The 17,618-nt window shown below is 50.3% G+C and carries 19 protein-coding genes; 9 read left to right on the plus strand and 10 right to left on the minus strand.

Annotated features, from left to right (window positions below):
- Window positions 1-118: 118 nt before the first annotated feature.
- From pta to V5J35_RS16660, 5 genes are all read right to left on the minus strand, one after another.
- The gene (gene pta, locus V5J35_RS16640; protein ID WP_354008222.1) at window positions 119-2,215 is read right to left on the minus strand and encodes a phosphate acetyltransferase; all 2,097 of its coding nucleotides are present in this window, start codon (window positions 2,213-2,215) and stop codon (window positions 119-121) included.
- Window positions 2,216-2,332: 117 nt separating this feature from the next.
- On the minus strand, window positions 2,333-3,520 hold the full coding sequence (locus V5J35_RS16645) for an acetate kinase (protein ID WP_354008223.1): 1,188 nt from the start codon (window positions 3,518-3,520) through the stop codon (window positions 2,333-2,335).
- A gap of 408 nt (window positions 3,521-3,928) precedes the next feature.
- Window positions 3,929-4,771 (minus strand): DUF805 domain-containing protein, encoded by an 843-nt coding sequence (locus tag V5J35_RS16650; protein WP_354008224.1) that lies wholly within the window; start codon window positions 4,769-4,771, stop codon window positions 3,929-3,931.
- Between the two features lie 52 nt (window positions 4,772-4,823).
- On the minus strand, window positions 4,824-5,246 hold the full coding sequence (gene hemJ, locus V5J35_RS16655) for a protoporphyrinogen oxidase HemJ (RefSeq protein ID WP_354008225.1): 423 nt from the start codon (window positions 5,244-5,246) through the stop codon (window positions 4,824-4,826).
- 110 nt (window positions 5,247-5,356) lie between these two features.
- Window positions 5,357-6,976 carry a chloride channel protein gene (locus tag V5J35_RS16660; protein ID WP_354008226.1) on the minus strand — a complete coding sequence of 540 codons (1,620 nt, stop codon included), beginning with the start codon at window positions 6,974-6,976 and terminating at the stop codon, window positions 5,357-5,359.
- A 9-nt stretch (window positions 6,977-6,985) separates the two neighbouring features.
- On the opposite strand from V5J35_RS16660, the gene V5J35_RS16665 reads away from it, so the two are divergent.
- The 5 genes from V5J35_RS16665 (at window position 6,986) to argC (ending at window position 9,545) form a co-directional block, all read left to right on the plus strand.
- Window positions 6,986-7,471 (plus strand): CidA/LrgA family protein, encoded by a 486-nt coding sequence (locus V5J35_RS16665; RefSeq protein WP_354008227.1) that lies wholly within the window; start codon window positions 6,986-6,988, stop codon window positions 7,469-7,471.
- Between the two features lie 29 nt (window positions 7,472-7,500).
- Entirely contained in the window at window positions 7,501-7,854 is a 354-nt protein-coding gene (locus tag V5J35_RS16670) for an LrgB family protein (protein ID WP_354016451.1), read from the plus strand.
- A 1-nt stretch (window position 7,855) separates the two neighbouring features.
- Window positions 7,856-8,185: an LrgB family protein gene (locus V5J35_RS16675; protein ID WP_354016452.1), complete on the plus strand. Its 330-nt coding sequence runs from the start codon at window positions 7,856-7,858 to the stop codon at window positions 8,183-8,185.
- A 4-nt stretch (window positions 8,186-8,189) separates the two neighbouring features.
- The gene (locus V5J35_RS16680) at window positions 8,190-8,411 is read left to right on the plus strand and encodes a DUF3820 family protein (RefSeq protein WP_354008229.1); all 222 of its coding nucleotides are present in this window, start codon (window positions 8,190-8,192) and stop codon (window positions 8,409-8,411) included.
- Window positions 8,412-8,516: 105 nt separating this feature from the next.
- A complete protein-coding gene (argC, locus tag V5J35_RS16685; protein WP_354008230.1) occupies window positions 8,517-9,545 on the plus strand; it encodes an N-acetyl-gamma-glutamyl-phosphate reductase in 1,029 nt (342 codons plus the stop codon).
- Between the two features lie 42 nt (window positions 9,546-9,587).
- Here argC and V5J35_RS16690 read toward each other — a convergent pair whose 3' ends face one another.
- Both V5J35_RS16690 and V5J35_RS16695 read right to left on the minus strand, forming a co-directional pair.
- Complete coding sequence (locus tag V5J35_RS16690; protein WP_354008231.1) at window positions 9,588-10,088, minus strand: SDR family NAD(P)-dependent oxidoreductase; 501 nt, start codon at window positions 10,086-10,088, stop codon at window positions 9,588-9,590.
- A gap of 142 nt (window positions 10,089-10,230) precedes the next feature.
- Entirely contained in the window at window positions 10,231-10,404 is a 174-nt protein-coding gene (locus V5J35_RS16695) for a hypothetical protein (protein WP_354008232.1), read from the minus strand.
- A 320-nt stretch (window positions 10,405-10,724) separates the two neighbouring features.
- On the opposite strand from V5J35_RS16695, the gene V5J35_RS16700 reads away from it, so the two are divergent.
- The 3 genes from V5J35_RS16700 (at window position 10,725) to erpA (ending at window position 12,349) form a co-directional block, all read left to right on the plus strand.
- Complete coding sequence (locus V5J35_RS16700; RefSeq protein WP_354008233.1) at window positions 10,725-11,459, plus strand: DUF6776 family protein; 735 nt, start codon at window positions 10,725-10,727, stop codon at window positions 11,457-11,459.
- Window positions 11,443-11,868 carry a bactofilin family protein gene (locus V5J35_RS16705; protein WP_354008234.1) on the plus strand — a complete coding sequence of 142 codons (426 nt, stop codon included), beginning with the start codon at window positions 11,443-11,445 and terminating at the stop codon, window positions 11,866-11,868. Before V5J35_RS16700 ends, V5J35_RS16705 begins: the two co-directional genes overlap by 17 nt.
- Window positions 11,869-11,992: 124 nt before the next feature.
- Window positions 11,993-12,349, plus strand: a complete 357-nt coding sequence (erpA, locus tag V5J35_RS16710) for an iron-sulfur cluster insertion protein ErpA (protein WP_354008235.1) — start codon at window positions 11,993-11,995, stop codon at window positions 12,347-12,349.
- A gap of 87 nt (window positions 12,350-12,436) precedes the next feature.
- Here the strand turns inward: erpA and V5J35_RS16715 are convergent, their stop codons facing one another.
- The 3 genes from V5J35_RS16715 to V5J35_RS16725 form a co-directional block, all read right to left on the minus strand.
- Window positions 12,437-13,144 (minus strand): hypothetical protein, encoded by a 708-nt coding sequence (locus tag V5J35_RS16715; RefSeq protein WP_354008236.1) that lies wholly within the window; start codon window positions 13,142-13,144, stop codon window positions 12,437-12,439.
- A 170-nt stretch (window positions 13,145-13,314) separates the two neighbouring features.
- Window positions 13,315-14,427 (minus strand): anhydro-N-acetylmuramic acid kinase, encoded by a 1,113-nt coding sequence (locus V5J35_RS16720; protein ID WP_354008237.1) that lies wholly within the window; start codon window positions 14,425-14,427, stop codon window positions 13,315-13,317.
- Window positions 14,428-14,458: 31 nt separating this feature from the next.
- Window positions 14,459-15,946, minus strand: coding sequence for an OapA family protein (locus V5J35_RS16725; protein WP_354008238.1), 1,488 nt, complete (start codon window positions 15,944-15,946; stop codon window positions 14,459-14,461).
- Between the two features lie 287 nt (window positions 15,947-16,233).
- Here V5J35_RS16725 and tyrS point away from each other — a divergent pair, with 287 nt between their 5' ends.
- On the plus strand, window positions 16,234-17,541 hold the full coding sequence (tyrS, locus tag V5J35_RS16730; RefSeq protein WP_354008239.1) for a tyrosine--tRNA ligase: 1,308 nt from the start codon (window positions 16,234-16,236) through the stop codon (window positions 17,539-17,541).
- Window positions 17,542-17,618 lie beyond the last annotated feature (77 nt).

The following is a 17,618-nucleotide window of genomic DNA, read 5'->3' on the forward strand; positions in this document are numbered from 1 at the left end:
GACGCTTATAAGTCACGCAATGAAAAGGGATCAGAAAGCAAAAAGTGAAAGGGCAAAGAGAAAGGACAAGGTAGTGTTGAAAGCAGGCAACGCTGCTTTCAACACCTGAAACAGACAATTACTTGTCAGCTTCAGCCTGAATCGCGGTCAGGGCGATGGTGTAAACAATATCGTCTACCAGCGCACCACGGGACAGGTCGTTTACAGGCTTGTTCAGACCCTGCAGCATAGGACCAACAGAGATAACGTCGGCACTGCGCTGAACCGCCTTGTAAGTAGTGTTACCGGTATTCAGGTCCGGGAAAACGAATACTGTCGCACGACCAGCTACGTCAGAATCCGGTGCCTTGCTGCGCGCTACAGACTCAACCGTTGCGGCGTCGTACTGCATTGGGCCGTCAACAATCAGGTCAGGACGTTTCTGGCGAACCAGTTCAGTGGCTTCACGAACACGCTCAACATCGGCACCGATACCGGAAGCACCGGTTGAGTAGCTGATCATGGCGATACGTGGGTCAATACCAAATGCCTGAGCAGAATCAGCACTCTGGATAGCGATGTTGGACAGCGCTTCAGCGTCCGGGTTCGGGTTAACCGCACAGTCACCGTATACCAGTACCTGATCAGGCAACAGCATAAAGAATACGGAGGAAACCAGTCCACCGGATTCGCGGCTTGGCTTGATCAGCTGGAATGCCGGACGGATGGTGTTGGCTGTCGTGTGAACCGCGCCGGACACCAGTCCGTCCACTTCACCCTGAGCCAGCATCATAGTACCCAGTACCACAGTGTCTTCCAGCTGGGCTTCAGCCATAGGCGCTGTCAGGCCCTTGTGCTTGCGCAACTCAACCATAGGCTCAACGTAACGACCACGAGTGTGTTCCGGGTCCATGATGATCAGGCCATCTGGCAGAGTGACACCGTTGTCACGAGCCACCTGTTCGATGGTTTCACGGTTACCCAGCAGAATACATTCAGCAATACCACGCTCCTGACAGATCACAGCCGCTTTGATGGTGCGAGGCTCATCACCTTCAGGCAGTACAACACGTTTCTTGGCAGCCATAGCTCGCTGAACCAGATTGTAACGGAACGCTGGTGGAGACAGACGACGCTCGGCAATAGCGTCACAGTGACCTTTGAACCATTCGGTGTTGAGGTGCTCAGCCAGAGTGTTCATTACCGTTTCAACACGAACAGTGTCGTCGATCGGCAGTTCGTTGTTCATGCGATCGAGCTTGCTGGCGGTGTTGTAAGAGTCGTGCTCGGTCAGCAGAACCGGCAGACCGGACGCAATGGCTTTCTGGCACAGTTCCATGACTGGCTCGGAAGGACGCAGGTCACTGGTCAGCAGCAGGCCAGCCAGCGGTACACCGTTCAGGGCCGCCATGGCGGTTGCCAGAATGATGTCATCACGGTCACCTGGTGCAATGACCAGATTGCCCGGCTTAAGATGATGAATCATGTTGGTCGGTGTACGCGCACTTAATGTGTAAGAGGTAACACGACGTGACGCGATCTCACCTTCGTTGATAATAGTCGTACCCAGGTGGTTACTGATGTCCAGCGTACGTGGGGAAGACAGGGAGCTGTCCCATGGAATGTAACCCAGCGGCAGGAATGCTTTGCGGGCAAATTCCGGCAGAGGTTTGAAAGAACCGTCTTTACCTTTCAGGGAGTTGATGGTTGGCTCATCCAGTTTGTTGAGGATGTAGCCAATCATGTTCGGGTTCTTGATACCGCCGAAGCTGTCTGCGGCAATTTCCAGCTTGTCCGCTTCGTCTTCCAGGGTGTTTTCACCCGGTTCGGACACCAGAATAATGTCAGCGTTCAGGGTGCGAGCCATATCGTTGTTCAAACGGTTGGCGTACGGCATGCTGCGGGTCGGTACCAGACCTTCCACGACCATCACCTCGGCACCTTTGGAAGCGTCGTCGAACAGTGCGACGATTTCTTCCATCAGCTCATCGCCCTTGTTGTCACCCAGCAGGTCTTCAATACGGTTGGAAGAGATTGGCGCCGGTGGTTCGTGATCCATGATGCGCTGCACCAGCTTGGTGGAGCGTTCAGGACCAGTATCAGACACATGCAGCTGGGCAATCGGCTTGAAGAATTTAACGCGCAGACCCAGTTTGTCCAGGGCGCGCACCAGGCCCAGAGTGACGGAGGTCAGGCCGACACCGTAGCGGGTTGGGGCAAGGAAAAATGTACGCATTTGTCTATCCAGAAAACACTTCAGATATACACAACAGGAGGCATACGCCTCCTGTTGGAAAAAATAGCAAATGCCAGTCAGCCGTAAGGCTTGACCGGCATTTACACGATTCTCGTATCAGGCAGTCAGAGCTTGAGTATCACGAGCGATCATCAGTTCTTCGTTAGTGGCTACTACCATAGCAACAGTAGAACCTTCTTCGGTGATCACACCGCTCTTGCCACGGAAGGTTTCGTCGTTCTTCTGCTCGTGCAGCTTGAAGCCGAAGATGCTCAGGCGCTCGATGACATTCTTACGGATGACGCTGGAGTTTTCGCCAATACCGCCGGTGAATACCAGTGCGTCGATTTTGCCCATGCCAGCCGCGAAGCCAGCCAGTTTTTCAGCCAGTACGTGGCAGAAAATGTCCAGAGTCAGCTGAGCGCGTTCGTTGCCTTCTGCAGCAGCGTCTTCGATAACACGGCAGTCGCTGTCCATGCCAGACAGACCCAGCAGGCCGGATTCTTTGTTCAGCATTTCAGTGGTGCGCTCCAGAGAGTAGCCCAGAGACTTGTTCAGGAAGTTGAACAGGTTAGGGTCGATATCTCCGGAACGGGTACCCATTACCAGCCCTTCCAGTGGGGTCAGACCCATAGTGGTGTCGACGGATTTGCCGTTCTTGATGGCACACGCAGAAGCACCGTTACCCAGGTGAGCAACCATGATGCAGCTGTCGTTGATGTCCAGACCCAGCATATCAGCGGCAGCCTGACCTACGTAACGGTAGGAAGTACCGTGAGCACCGTAACGACGAACGCCGTGTTTTTCATACAGCTCGTATGGAATTGCATACAGGTAGGTCTCAGGAGCCATGCTCTGGTGGAATGCAGTGTCAAAAACTACAGCGTTTGGCAGTCCGGGGAAGAACTTCTGGGCGGCCTTGATGCCCAGCAGGTGAGCAGGGTTGTGCAGAGGCGCCAGTGGCACACAGTCTTCAATAGCTGCAAGCACTTCGTCAGTCACCAGAGCGGACTGGGTGAATTTCTCGCCGCCGTGTACAACACGGTGGCCGATAGCAGCGATACGCTCGATCAGACCTTCTTCGCGCAGCAGACCCATCAGGGCTTCAATCGCCTGGTCGTGACCAGCCTGACCCAGAGTCTGGCTGCCTTTCTCGCCGTTGATCTTCCAGCGCAGTACAGCTTCGCTGCTACCCATGCGCTCTGCCAGGCCGTTAATGCTTTCTTCTTCGGTAGCCGGGTTGATGACAGAGAACTTCAGGGAAGAACTGCCGCAGTTAATAACGAGAATGCTATCTTTGCTCATAAAAACTATACCTACTGAATCAGGACAATCAGTCCGTTTTCAGAACTTCGTGATGACTGTAGCAGGTCATCACGCCGATCCTTAAACTTCTGGTTTTGGCGATTACGTACTCCGGATGCAAACAGTCTGTGATGAAAAAATCAGACTTAATGTGCTTGCAATCTGATTAGGGAGCATGTGTCGTAAAAGTCGTGATTATAACCATTGATCTGGATCAATGTACTGCGTATTGATGCGTATATGGGTGGTTAAATGTTAATCAGTGTGAATTGTTGAGGGGCGATTGTTGATCGTGTTTCGTTTGACTGTTCTCTTAGCTATTCACTATCTTACGCCGCTATTTTCGTCGTAAGGCTTTGGTATGCCTGCAAACAAATGTAGCCCTTTATTACGATACTCAAGTGTGACTTACAGAGACAGGAAGGGCAGGTAGCCCCCGACGTCTCCGGGTATCTGTTTGGACAGCCCGGCAGGCAGTTGCTGGATCAGGTTCAGCAACTCATTCTGGTACAGATAGATCCCGGCAGCAGCGCCCAGCACGATGCCTGCTGGAATATAGAACCCCAGCAGTCTGACAAAGCGACCGGGTTTGGCAGGTGGCTCACCATAAGCATTACTTCCTTTCGTGCCTTTTGCGAAGGACAGCCAGGACATGAACATTAGATTGACGATAGGAATGACCACGAACAGCCACTTCGAGCCGCTGCGATTCAGGTCGTGCAGACGGGCTATCATGGCATAAACCGAGATCAGGATGGCCAGGGCATGAAGCCCCGTTGTCACTGTCGATGTCTGTTGAATGGTCGGCAGGTACATGGGTAGCAGGAACGCCACAGCTTCTATCACCATCGCCAGCCAGCAGAGGCTGTTGAACTGGCATCGCCCTATGCGCCCGATCAGCCGGAAAGGCTTGGATGGGTCTTTTCTGAAGCGACTATTGATACGGGTTAACGGAGACTTTCCTGATGTGCCGGCTTTAGTCAGACCCTTTTCAATGGGCTCCAGCTTCCAGCTGCTGTCCATGGCAACAATCCGGCATTGCCCGCCAGCCTGCATAATGGCTTTTTCGTATTTTCGAGCTTCTTTTTTCGGGATGTTTTTGCGTATGGCGTATGACTTGCCGGAGAATAGGCGGCTTATGAGCGAGTCATCTGCATGAAACAGTGTTTTCAGGCGCTCTTTAACGCTGTCTTCGTCATTGCCGGGCAGGATTTTGCCTTCGAAGAGCACTTTGTAATGTTTGGCATCCATGCCGTACCCATCGGCTGACTGGCAGGCTATTTAACTATTTTTACCCGTTGTTTCAGAAAGGCTTGACCACCGCCAGCACAATAATACCGACCAGAAACAGCACCGGAACTTCATTGAACCAACGATAAAATGTGTGAGACCTGGTATTTTCGTCCCGGGCAAATTTTTTCAGAAATGCCCCGCACACGTGGTGATAACCAATCAGCAGAAACACGAGCGTCAGTTTGGCGTGCATCCAGCCACTGCTCATATAGTAGGAGGTGTTATAGCTCAGCAGCCAGAATCCCAGAATCAGAGTGGCCAGCATCGACGGCATGGCAATGCCTCTGTAGAGCTTGCGTTCCATCACTTTGAACCGTTCACGACTGACGCTGTCGTCACTCATGGCGTGATAGACGAAAAGCCGGGGCAGGTAGAACAGGGCTGCAAACCAGCAAACCATAGCGATCAAATGAAAAGCTTTTACCCAGAGCATGGCAACGTACCCCTGTTTGACTTATTGTCCTGATAGTTATTGTCGTGATAGTGACAGTCTCAACCTGTTTGCCACAACAGATTAGCCGGATCTGCTCCGGGGTAAAAGAACTATCGATAGAAGCTGTCTATAGCCTGTCTGGTGATCACACCGCAAAGCACCTGATGGCGCCTGCCGGAAGTGTAAACACCCAGTACTTCAACTGAATGCGATTCCATAATCTCCAGGGCATCCTGAAGTGAGGCATGTACCGGTACCGGGACAATGTCGGTATCGTTCAGCAGGTCAAAGTTCCTGCTCATAATAGTGGCGATGCCTTTCTGGCTAAGTAACTGATTGAGCAACGAATGCCGGTTGTCGTAGCCCTTAGCGTTCAGCTGCATTTCAATCAGACCTCCTTGTGCAGTGAGTCGTCCGGCAACCAGGCAGGCAATCACGATTACAAACATGGCGGGCATTATGATGTGTGGGTTACGGGTTAACTCCAGTACGGTGACCAGTGCGGCCATGGGAGCCTGCAACACCGCCGCCATCATGGCAACCATACCCAGCAGTGCATGGAAGGCGCTGCTGACATCAGGAAGTCTGAGCATCAAATCCCCCAGATGGCCAAAAGCGGCACCGGATAAGGCTCCCATCATCAGGGACGGCCCTATAATGCCGCCGGGAATGCCCAGTCCGGTCACCAGCGCGGTGGTCACGAGTTTGGCGGCCAGCAGGGTTAGCAGAAAAGAGACGCTCATCAATTCACCATTCAGGATTAACTCAATGGTGTCATAACCAATACCCATAACGGCGGGCAGGAAATAGCCGACAGCTCCCATGCATATCCCCGCCAGAAACAGTGGATTTATAAGCAGTTTCTGTCGTTTGCTGGCTGTCCATAGCTGAAGTTTGATAAACCCGGCCGCCAGCACTCCAATCAGGCAGGCAGAGACCGCGGCAATGCCCAGCTCTGGCAATGATGCCATGGGAATGACCGGCACCATAAAAGCTGGGTCAGGGCCATACATAATCTGGGATAACACCGCTGCCATCACGGCTGCTGCGATAACAGGAATGAAGCTGTTGAGCGTGTACTGGCGAAGCACCACTTCCATGGCAAAAATGACGCCTGCCATGGGCGTGTTAAACGATGCGGAAATAGCTGCTGCCGCTCCACAGGCCGCGAGAATGCTCAGGGTGTTTTGTGGCAGTCGAAGTTTTTGTCCCAGTAAGCTGCCCGTTGTGGCACCCACATGAACCGCAGGCCCTTCCCGTCCGACTGAGAACCCACTGATCAGAGCAATGATGGCTCCGAAAAACTGCAGCATCATACCAGAGAAAGACATTTTGCCTTTATGGAACTGCAGGCGCTCCACCACATGCAAAATACCAACAGAACGTCGTTTAACGGGTGTACAGGCAAACAGGCAGAAAATCGCCAGCGAACCGATGACAGGAATAATAAATCGTGACAGTTCTGACAGGGTTTCAAAATGTTCATCGCCCCTTGGCAGCCAGAAGCTGGTTGAACCGGTAACAATTTCCCGAAACAGGATCAGTAGCCCACCCGCCAGTAAGCCGATCAGCATGCCAATAGCAGTCAGCTGGGGCAGGGCATCGGTACTGGACAGTTTGATTCGCAGCTGGTGCAGTGAATGGTCAGACTCCGGTGGCAGATGGTTGGACAAGGTGTTTCCTGGCTGTTGGGTGGTTTGACGACAGGCAGATTCTATCTGATCGGTCATGGATAGTTAATGAAGATAGATAATGAATTAAACGCCTTTGAGGAGCGGCTCTCTTATCGGTCAGTGGCCTTTGTGGTAAAAATAGTTTTTTGGCTCTTTTTAATTTTTAGTGGTCAGGCGAAAACCATGCTGTCAGGCTTTGTGACTTTACTCTTGTTCACCGTTATTGGTGAAGCAATCAGTACCCTGTTTAACCTTCCCATACCCGGAGCGGTAACGGGGCTTATTCTGCTGTTGATCTGGCTGCAGATTAAAGGCGGTGCGTCTGACAATCTGCAACAGGTCAGCCAGTTTTGTATTCACTATATGGCGGTACTGTTCATTCCTTCTGCCGTTGCGGTGTTTTTTATGACGGATCTCCTGTCACGGCAATGGTTGCCACTGGTGCTGGCGACGTTTGTTGCCACGCCTTTGGGTATCGTGATCAGTGGACACTTTATGCAGTGCTTGTTGCGTCGCGGTGAGATGTTACGTAGCAGGGAGAAGCATTCGTGAATGATTTATTGGTGCGCCTGGAACTGTTTATGTCAAACCCAGTGACCGTTCTGTTGCTGACACTGGGTGCTTATCTGACTGGAGAACGGTTGTTTATCCGCAGTGGGCGCAAAGGCTGGTTTCACCCGGTTATTGTTGGCAGCCTGCTGGTGTTTCTGGTCATCCACTTTTCTTCGATGAGTATTGAAACCTACACAGAACACAGCTCAATCCTGAAAACACTACTTGCGCCGTTTACTGTGGCACTGGCTATTCCTCTGTCTCAGCAACTGCATCATGTTCGCCGGCATGCCGGGCCAATTCTTTCAACCCTCTTACTGGGTGCTGTACTGGTGGTTCTGCTGGGGCTTGGTTTTGCCTGGGTAAGCGGTGCCGGAGAATGATGTGTTACTGTCTGTTTCAACCAAAGGTGTCACCACAGCGGTTGCCCTGGCCCTGTCTGAAAAGATGGGCGGAATTGTTCCTGTTGCGGTGGCAGTTGTCTGTATTTCAGGGATTTATGGTGGTCTGGTTGGCCCATGGATTTGTCGCAGAACCGGGGTACATGATCTCCGTGCTACCGGGTTTGCTCTGGGTATCAATGCTCATGCCGGGGGAACCGCCATGGCGTTTGGTATAAATCCGACCATGGGTGTTTATTCGAGTCTGGCGATGTGTCTGAATGCCATCCTTACCGCAATGGTTTTACCTTTTGTGATCACCTGGCTGGTTTGAGGTCATGGCGATGTTTGATAAACAGGATTTACTGAAACTGGCACGTATGACGATGCCTTTTGGCAAGTACAGTGGACGGGTGTTAATTGACCTGCCTGAAGAGTATCTGCTCTGGTTTGCCAAAAAAGGGTTTCCTCAAGGCGAGCTGGGGCGTTTGTTGCAGCTGGCACTGGAAATACATATCAATGGGCTGACAGACGTTATTCAGCCATTGAAACAACGGTAATAACTTGCAAAGCCTTAAGTGGGTAAATATGCTTAAAAAATAAATAAAAAGTCACAATTGAAAGATTGTAATTTCATAGCAAAAAAACAACAGGAAAGAGCGACAATGAAAATCGGAATCGTAGGTGGTACAGGCTATACCGGTGCCGAATTACTGCGTTTGCTGGCGACTCATCCGGAAGCCGATGTCCAGGTCATCACATCACGTTCAGAGTGTGGCAAAGCGGTTAGCGAGTTATACCCCGGTTTGCGAGGGGTGATGGATATTCCCTTTACTGAGCCGGATAACGAGGTACTGTCCCGGTGTGACCTGGTCTTTTTTGCCACACCCAATGGTATTGCCATGCAATCGGTGCCAACCCTTCTGGATAAGGGAGTCAAGGTTATTGATCTGGCGGCTGATTTTCGCTTGAGCAACCCCGCTGACTGGCAACAGTGGTACGGTGTTGACCATGCCTGCCCGCAACTGCTGGACGAGGCCGTTTATGGGCTGCCGGAAATGAACAGGGATGCCATTCGTCAGGCGCGGCTAGTGGCAAACCCCGGCTGTTACCCAACGGCGACCCAGCTGGGCCTTTTACCCCTGGTTCAGAACGATTTGGTTGAGGGTTCTGTTATTGTGGATGCCAAATCCGGGGTCAGTGGTGCGGGACGTGGTGCTAAAGTGGCCAGCCTGATGTGTGAAGTATCTGAGTCATTCAAGGCTTATGGTGTAGCAGGGCATCGGCACCTGCCTGAGATCCGGCAGGGGTTGTCCAGAATGTCTGCCAGATTCAACGGTGAACTGGTGTTTGTTCCTCACCTGACACCGATGATACGAGGCATTCATGCCACTGCTTATGCGACGGTGAAAGATCATTCGGTAGACTTGCAGAGCTTGTATGAACAGACCTATGAGAATGAGCCGTTTGTGGATGTAATGCCTGCTGGCAGTTTGCCTGAAACCCGTTCTGTAAGAGCCTGCAACCAGTGTCGTATAGCCGTGTATCGCCCACAGGGAGGGGATACAGTTGTCATTCTCTCTGTGATTGACAACCTGGTGAAAGGAGCAGCGGGTCAGGCGGTTCAAAATATGAATATCATGTTCGGGCTGGATGAAAAAACGGGGCTGGATGTTCCGGCTATAATGCCCTGATACTGCCTTTAAGAGCGACGGTTTCTGGTCGCTCTTTCTTTCTCATGCTGCGGCGACTTCTGCCACCACCTGTTCAGCGGACTGGCTGTGGATAAGCTCAATATTCAGTTGAGTGGTATCTACAGCGTCTTTGAGGCTGTCATACAGGATTTGTTCCAGGTCTTTTTGTAGTGGATTTTTATCAGAGCTGATCAGGACAACCTTGGCCCGGGCAAAATAGCGACTTAACTGTTCAGTCAGGTGGATGGTGGCCAGGGGAGAAGGTTTGCTGGTACCTGGAGTTTCGCGATGGGTACTGCTGTAAACGAGGCACTTTACAGCAGCTTCTTCCCTGTCGAGATATTCCTGAATGATCCTCGCCCCTTTGTGACTGGAGGGGTCGGCGACCACAGGAACAATATTTTTATTGAACGAATAGAGGCGTCTTAACAGCTTCTCTCTGGAAGCTATGGCCAGAACTTTGTAACCCCTTTTAGCCAGTTCTTCGGTGACTTCACTGCCAATCCCAGAGCTGGCACCGGTAACAATGACGACGTCCTGCATGACTGCTCCTTTCCCTGTTGTTAGTTTGCGTTTATTTTTGTTTGTCAATGATGCCAATTTTTTGTTTTCAGGTACAGGCAGAAATCGAAAAAAACAGGCGAACAGCAGGCTTTTATTTAGCGAGTTTTTCACTTCCGGTTGTTCAGAACAGCTCTTTCAGTATGCGGACCAAAATCAGTGCAAACACCAGAATCATAATGATTTTTGACCATTTTGCCTGTTTTTCATTGTCCATAGGTTTGCCGTACTTTTCAGTGACCATGACAATAACCATAAGCGTGGCAAACAGCAGCATCAGAATGGTGAGCAGATTCATTCCCTGTCCTCGTTAGTTTTGGAACCTGATTTCGCATAGGGTAACGATAAGGATCAGGGGGAGTCTACGATTTCATGGCGATTGACAACCTTTGTAACACGTGCAGAGCATTGAAAACACAGGCTGGGAACATGATTGTTAACCGACAAGTGCTTGTGTATAGTTCCTTAGCTATTTTGTACTACTATTCCACTTCTGGAAGTATTCCCTCGCAAACTGCAGCAAATCAGTCATTTTGTTTTCTGGTTGCATGATTTGGATTTCTGCCAATGGCTTTTAACCCCGACCAAGATCAAGACTCTTTGAATTCCGCAGGTGCCATGAGAGTTGTTCGCCACGACCCTGCACGAGAGCGGCGGCTGCAACTATTGCTGGTGGCCCTGTTTATCGGCTTTGGTGTTTTTGCCTATTGGTTTGGTGCCAGCCGGGTGGTTGATGAGAGTGAGGGGTTGAAGCAGGAAAACAGACAGCTGGCGACAGATGTAACCCGCCTTGAGAGCCAGAATGAAAAACTGGCATCCCGGGTGGCAATGCTTGAACGATCCAGCCGGATTGACCGGCAGGCGGCTGAGAATGTCAGGGTTCAGGTTCGAGAGCTGGAACAGGAAAAGGCTGAGATGTCCAAAACCATGGCATTTTACCAGAGCGTCATAGCCCCTGAAGATCTGAACGAGGGTGTCCGGTTGAATGCCTTCGACCTGATACCCGGGGATAAACCTAACCACTATCAGTTGCGGATGGTGGTTTCTCAGGTGTCGCGCAGCAACAATTTTCTCAGAGGCACCCTGAGGGCCAGCGTAAAGGGTGAGCAGGATGGCCGGTCCATCAGCCTGTCTTTGCTTGAACTGGCCGGTGTAGGGGATAATCCGGCACTGGGCTTTCGATATTTTCAGTCTTTCCCTGATGATCGTGGCCTCCTGGACTTCGAGCTTCCGGAAGACTTCAAGCCTGAAAGCATCACCGTTAATGTCAATATTCGCAGTGGCGGTGCCCGAAGCCTGGAAGAATCGTTCGACTGGCACGAGGAGCTGGCAGCAAATGTGGGGCAAAAATAAGGCACCTGCTCGCAGTAGCGGCGATCATGATATGACCCTGATTTCAGCAGGCACCGAGGTGGAAGGCAATGTGATCTTTACCGGGGCTTTGCTGATTGAAGGCAAGGTTTGTGGCAATCTGTACTCAGACGATGGCCACCTGACGTTATCGGGCAGCGGCATGGTTGAGGGGGACATAAAAGCCCCCAGAGTGGTTCTCAATGGTGCTGTTCGTGGTAATGTTTTTGCCACCGAGCATCTGGAACTGGCTGCTGATGCCGAAATCAGTGGCAATGTCTATTACAATGTTATTGAGATGGTTAAAGGTTCGCAGGTCAACGGTAGCCTTGAGCATCACCCCAATGGTGAGGCTGATATCAAGCCATTGATTGCGAAAGCTACCGCAGGTACGGTTGTTGAGCATGGGTAAGTACCTGTATTTCAGGGAATAACAACAGAATCAAATAGTTGACTGAAACGCTGGGTTACTTGGATAATGCCTGTAAAGTGGTATTAACGGGTTACACGTCGTTGCGGGTAACACGGGAGGATGAATGAGCGCAGTAGTTGAAACGGTTGTTCCGGATCCAATTATTTTCACAGACAATGCTGCCAGCAAGGTCAATGAGCTGATGGAAGATGAAGAGAATAAGTCTCAACGTCTTCGGGTGTATGTTACCGGTGGTGGATGCTCCGGTTTTCAGTACGGTTTTACCTTTGACGATAAACTGGCTGATGACGACACTCTGGTGTGTAAAGACGGCGCTGAAATGGTCGTGGACTCCCTGAGCTATCAATACCTTGTGGGTGCTGAAGTGGATTATGAGAGCGGACTTCAGGGTTCCCGCTTTCTGGTAAGAAATCCAAACGCAAAGTCTACCTGCGGCTGCGGCTCTTCCTTTTCCATTTAAGTCGTGCATCTGTTGCTGAGCAGTTCAAAGCTTTTTGAACTGCTTGCAGGCTGTTCCTCTGGCCTGATCAGGTACACCCCACCGCCATTACAAGTATAAGGGTTTGTCCACAAAATCAATTTCCCCCAGGCACTTCCAGCTGAACTTATCATCAATGTATCCATAAAGTGTCCATGGCATAACAGTTCGTGCATCAACAGCAAGCATATCGGCACTCTGGTTAATGCCAAAAACAGCCTGATAGCAGGAAACCACAAACATACTGCAATACATTCCGCCTTTGGATCTCAGCTCAGGGGGAATTATATTTTGCACCTTATACCATTCAAGCTTGTTAACGTAGTCTATCGCCTTTTTGCCGAAAGAAGCTGATCTGAATATCGCAGAGTGTGACTTAAAGTAACTAAAGGTGTGGGGTACAGATACGACAGGAAGAAAACTGTCAACGGAAGCGGCATTACCTGATGTTTTTTTTTCTGTCAGTTTTACATTTTCGTTTGCAATGCACCACATTCTTGCCAGTTGAGAGGCTTCGGCAGCAAAATGAAGGTCCTGATCGAACCTCAAACGGTAAACGAGGTATTTTAAACCTCTGTATTCAAAATCCCTTATTTTAATGGCATTAAATACCAGCCCCCTCTCTGTTATATGGGATACCCATGGACAAGTACCCACATGACTGACAATAGCTACATGTGTAACCGCGTATGGCTTATCACCCGATGCAGGAAGAACCGACCTTTTTCTATTAAAATAAAAAAGAATATCACCCAGCTCTAATTCATCCAGCTTCATGATATGACCCAGCTAAAATTAAACTTATAGTTGCTCGACTACCAATTATTTTAGTCGATGACTTGTCAGTTTATCTGCTGTATTACTGGTGCATTGTAGTGGTTCATTGTCGTATTAAGCAGTTCATTGATATAAACATGCATTTATAATATTTTTTCAAAAACAATGCTTCAAGCCGGATAGATGGCACCCAATATTCTCGGGCCAGCAGCACCGGTTACTTCTGGCTGGTTACCGGGCAGACCTTGAAGCGTCTGCCGGGCAAGCCAGGCAAAGGCAACAGCCTCGACCCAGTCGGGGTGAATGCCCAGAGCTTCTGTTGTTGATACCGAATGATCAGGCAATTGTTGTCGCAAGCGTTGGCTAAGAGCCTGATTATGAGCGCCACCACCACACAGATAAACAGCCCGGGAATCAGGAGCGAAATGCCTGATGTCGTGGGCAATGGTGTTTGCTGTCAGTTGGCACAATGTGGATTGAACCTGTGCGGGTGAAAGGTGAGGAAACCGTTCAAGCCTGTTAGCCAGCCATTTCATATTAAACAACTCCCGCCCGGTACTTTTTGGTGGCAGCTGATGAAAATAGGCTTCTTCGAGCAGGTGCTCCAGCAGTGGCTGGTCAAAGCTGGCAGAATCAGCCCATTTGCCGTTGTTATCAAAGGGCTGTCCTGTATGGCGCAGGCTCCACTGATCCATCAGAATATTCCCCGGACCCGTATCAAACCCCCTGACCGGTTGTTCATCCAGAATGGTCAGGTTAGCCATGCCGCCAATATTGACAATGACACTGCGTTCATCAAACTGGCGAAAAACCGACTGATGAAACGCCGGAACCAGCGGTGCGCCCTGCCCACCTGCCGCAATATCACGGCGACGGAAGTCTGCGACGACTGTTGTATGGGTCAATTCTGCGATAAGGCTGGGATCGCCAATTTGTAGTGTGAAATGTTTCTCCGGCCTGTGTCTGATGGTTTGACCATGACTGCCTATGGCTGCAATATTTTCCGGCTTCTGCTGACTGGCTTTAAGAAGGGACTGAACGGCTCCGGCACACTCCCGGGCAAACGCTGGCTCGGCTTCAGCAAGCTTTTCGATTTCGTTATCACCCGGAAGGGTGAGTTCAAGCAATGTCTGCCTCAACTGTTCTGGCAGCGGGTGAGAAAGTGCTGCCAGTACCCGGCAGGATGCACCATCAAATTCCACCAGTACCGCATCTACAGCATCAAGGCTGGTGCCGGACATCAAGCCTATAAACAATGGTTTCATAGCGGTGTTTGTCAACATAGTAGAAAAGTCTGTTAAGAGATCCGGAGTGTCACTGAGAGGCAAGCATTGTTCCCTGATAAGCCTTCTGATGCTGCTCCAGCTGCGCCAGGATACCGACCTTGTGTTGTTTAAAACGAGCCATTTCCGCTTTTGGAACAGGTTTGGCATCAGGGAATTTTACCGTTACAGGGTTTCTGTGTTCTCCATTGACACGGAATTCATAATGAAGATGAGGCCCTGTAGCCCAGCCCGTGGAGCCGACATAACCGATAATGTCCCCCTGATTCACCCTGGAGCCTTTTTTAAAGCGTTTATTCAACCGGCTCTGGTGGGCATAAACGGTGACAATGTTATTGGGATGTTCAATAAACACTACGTTGCCGAAACCGTTCTGCCAGCCTGAAAACTGTATTCTGCCATCGCCCGCTGCTTTTATCGGTGTTCCGGCTGGAGCGGCATAGTCAACACCCCGGTGAGGGCGTTTGGTTTTGAAAATAGGGTGCAGGCGATTTGGATTAAACCGGGAACTGATACGAGTGAATTCAACAGGGGTACGCAGAAAAGCTTTTCTCATGCTTTTGCCGTCTGGCGTGTAATAACTGCTTCTGCCCTTGCTGTCGGTGTAACGAATGGCTGTATAGCTTTTGCCTTTATTGACAAAGGTGGCAGCAAGGATGTTGCCGTTGCCCAGTTTTTCATCATCCTTCCCATCCTTAAGAAGGAAGCGTTCTTCATAGACGACATTAAAGCGGTCGCCTTCACGAATATCCAGGGCAAAGTCGATGTCCCAGCCGAAAATGCCTGCCAGCTCCATGGTGAGCCGGTCGGTCAGCCCTGCTTTCTGGCTGGCAAGAAACAGTGAGTCGTTGATTTTTCCTTCCACATAGGCGGTTCGAACCTGTGGCTCAAATACGATTTTTTCAGCAATATAGCCGTTATCTGTCTTCTGAAACAGAAGATGGTTCAGCCGGTCACGGACATAGCGGAACTGGGTTAACTCGTTCTTCGAATTGATTCTGAAATTCAGTGTTTGTCCTGGACGGATATCTGCGAGTAGTCTTCCATAGTTTGGGGTTTTGCTGATGTCATAGACGACCCTGGCTCCCAGGCCCTGCTTTGCAAACAGGCTGGAAAGGTTATCGCCGCTTTCGACCACCAGACTTTGCCACCTGCCCAGTGTCGCCAGTTCCCGGGTTTTTCTTTCAGCTTCTTCCCTGGCGCGGCGTGTAGCCTCTGAATCAGTTCTGAGTGTTTCCACAAGCATTGGCTGAGCTGGCTGTGTTATTTCAAGCAGCTCTTTTCCGGGGGACTCTTCTGAAAGCGACTTGTGTTTGAGAGGGCCGGGCTTTAATCCATCAATTTTCAATGGAATACGGGTTTTATTGGCTTCAACGTCTGTAGAAGGCACTAAACCAATTAATAAGAGCACAACAATCGTTACACCTGTAACCAGCATCAGGTGTCGTCTGGGGAAATAGGGCAGGCGACCGTTTTGACGGCGAACACGGGTTGCACCTGTTAAAACAACCTTTGTCATTTTGATCTGTAACTTTTGATCCGTAACAAGAGTAATTTTATTGCAATATAAGCAAATTATAACGTTAAAAACTACCTGATGGGTTGATATATAGCTATAAGCGATTTGAAAAAAGGTCAGCTGAGGCTACCTTTGCAGTTCTGGTGCTTGTTTTCAGAAGCTCAACGGGTTGTCTTCTGAGCCCTTTTTGTATGGAAAAATACTATACAGCTTTGTTCTTGAGCAGTTTTTCATGTATTTTGTGCGATCCAATTTTTTATCAAGACCCGCATGTGCAGGAAACACTAATGTCTGAGAATCAAAACCCACTGCTGAAAGATCTGCAGGCCCGCCAGCTCATCGCGCAGACCACTGCCGTCGAGGAACTGGACGCTCATCTGAGCGAACAGCCTCGGGTTCTTTATTGCGGCTTTGATCCGACGGCAGACAGTCTGCATCTGGGCCATCTGGTGCCTCTGCTGGTACTGAAGCGTTTCCAGATGGCAGGTCATAAGCCTATTGCCCTGGTAGGCGGTGCAACAGGCTTGATTGGTGATCCAAGTTTCAAGGCTGCCGAACGTCAGCTGAACACGCCAGACGTCGTTGCTGGCTGGGTCGACAAAATCAAAGGTCAGGTCAGTCAGTTTATTGACTTTGATTGCGGTGAAAACTCTGCAATGGTGGTGAATAACCTGGATTGGACTGGCGAGATGACTGCGCTGGACTTCCTGCGTGATATTGGCAAGCACTTCTCTGTCAATGCCATGATTAACAAAGAGTCTGTTCAGCAGCGTCTGAACCGTGAAGGGGCAGGTATCTCCTTTACTGAATTTTCCTACGCCCTGCTGCAGGGAATGGACTTTGCCGAACTGAACAGGCGTTACGACTGCACGATGCAGATTGGGGGCAGTGACCAGTGGGGCAACATCGTTGGTGGTATCGATCTGGCCCGTCGTATGAATCAGGCGCGGGCTTTTGGCCTCACAGTGCCGCTGATTACCAAGTCTGATGGCACCAAGTTTGGTAAGACTGAGGGCGGAGCGGTATGGCTGGACTCTTCTAAAACGTCCCAGTACGCGTTTTACCAGTTCTGGATGAACACTGCGGACGCTGACGTATACCGCTTTATGAGCTTCTTCACCTTCCTGAGTCAGGAAGAGATTGATGGTATTAAGAAAGCCGATGAAGAGCGTGAAGGTCGCCCTGAAGCTCAGCGCATTCTGGCTCGTGAAGTGACTCGCCTGGTGCATGGCGAAGAAGGCCTGCAGGCTGCAGAGCGTATTACGGAGTCCCTGTTCTCTGGTGATATCTCCAATCTGTCTGAAACCGATCTGGAACAGCTGAAGCAGGATGGCCTGCCAAGTGCAACCATTCAGCTGGACGAGCTGGAAGGTCAGGCAATGACCCAGCTGTTTGCTGAAGTTGGCATGGTAAAATCAGGCAAGCAGGTAAAAGATGCCCTGGGTCGTAATGCCGTATTCTTTAACGGTGAAGCCCGTGGTGCCGCTGACAACATGAACCTGACTGAATGCTTTGCAAAAGATAATGCTCTGTTTGGTCGTTTCTTCCTGGTTAAGCTGGGTAAGAAAAACCATTTCCTGTTTGAAGTGGTATAACCTGAAGCTTATTTGAAAACGCCGCTTTGCCCGTTGGGTAAAGCGGCGTTTTTGTTTTCGCTCCGAAGGTTTTGAAA

Source organism: Endozoicomonas sp. NE40 (assembly GCF_040549045.1).
In the GTDB taxonomy this organism is placed as follows: domain Bacteria; phylum Pseudomonadota; class Gammaproteobacteria; order Pseudomonadales; family Endozoicomonadaceae; genus Endozoicomonas_A; species Endozoicomonas_A lisbonensis.